Source organism: Providencia sp. PROV141 (genome assembly GCF_028481645.1).
GTDB lineage: Bacteria > Pseudomonadota > Gammaproteobacteria > Enterobacterales > Enterobacteriaceae > Providencia > Providencia rettgeri.
In genome coordinates, this window is the sequence record NZ_JAMPPR010000010.1 from 1 (window position 1) to 1,257 (window position 1,257).

The 1,257-nt window shown below is 41.2% G+C and carries 1 protein-coding gene; it reads right to left on the bottom strand.

The genetic code is table 11. From position 1 onward, the window contains the following. A partial coding sequence (locus PSF09_RS08540; protein WP_272683774.1) for a phage tail length tape measure family protein occupies nucleotides 1-1,257 on the bottom strand: 1,257 nt, incomplete at both ends.

The following is a 1,257-nucleotide window of genomic DNA, read 5'->3' on the forward strand; positions in this document are numbered from 1 at the left end:
TAGCCTCCTCTAAAACATCAAATTTGGCCTGTTCTAACTGTAAGTTTTTACGCTGCTGACTAATAAAGTCAGTGGCTGTTTGGTGTTGTTGGAGTAACTTTAGTTGCGCTTGTAGAGAGGTTAATTCCGCCTGTGAAGATTCATCATGACGAGTACCTATATCGGGCTTGTATGCTTTTCCTTTTGGTGTTTTACGTGCTAATTCTTTCTTATACCGCTCATTTTCTCGCTGAATAGCTAGATCCTTTGCTGCTTGGGAGGCATATTCATCATTTCTAATTCTCTTGAGTTCTCTTTGGTGCTTTTCCTCTGATGTCTCATATTTCTTTTTGAGCGCTAAGTCAGCTTCAAGCTGTTTTTTCATCTTCTCATTAAACGCAGAAATAGCATTTGCACCCGCATTAAACGATTTCTCATTACTTATCTGATTTTGCAGATTTTTAACTTCAGATGTTAGATTTTTAACTAGCGCTTTGTTTGCTTCTAAGTTTCTTGTAGCGTTTTGATTTAAAAATGATTCAGAGTTTCTTCCGACACCATACCCTGTTGTATCAGGGGCGCCTCCTTTTTCAGCAATTTCCAGCTCTTTTTTGGCTGCTACTAATTGCTGAATCTTTGCATCTAATTTATCTTGTACAGAAACAGATCGACCAACATTAAGCATTCTGTCCCATGCATTTTGAGCTGCTTCACCAACCCACTTCCATGCAGTTTCTAACGTCCCCAAGTTTTCACTAATTTGTTTAGTTCTTTCATTTAAAGAGGATGAGTAAAGCTCCATAGATAATTTGGTTGCTTCTGACGTCCGCCCTTGTTCTTCAAGCGTGGTTATTTGCTCAAGTTGAGTTGCAGTTAAAAAGTGAAGAGACTTATCCAATTCCATGACGGCTTGAACCGGCTGATCTTTGAGTCGCTGAAATTGCTTGATAGTTTCATCGATAGATTGCCCTGTGGCCTTTTCCATTTTTGCCGCAACGCCAGCAACCATGTCTACCTGTGAGCCAGTGAACGAACCCGAACCAACGACTTGTGCCAGCGCATCAGCCATTTTGTACTGCGTGATACCATCACCCGAAAGTGACCTTGCTAATTCATTAAGTTGGCCTTTAGTTTTAGCGGCATAGTTGCCCGTTAAAATAAGTTGCTTGTTGTACTCGCTGAGCTCTTTAGACCCTTGATATGCAGCAACGCCAAATGCCGTTAATGCACCAGCACCACCAAACATGGCCACTTTCCATGGTGTGATTAAAGATGTGC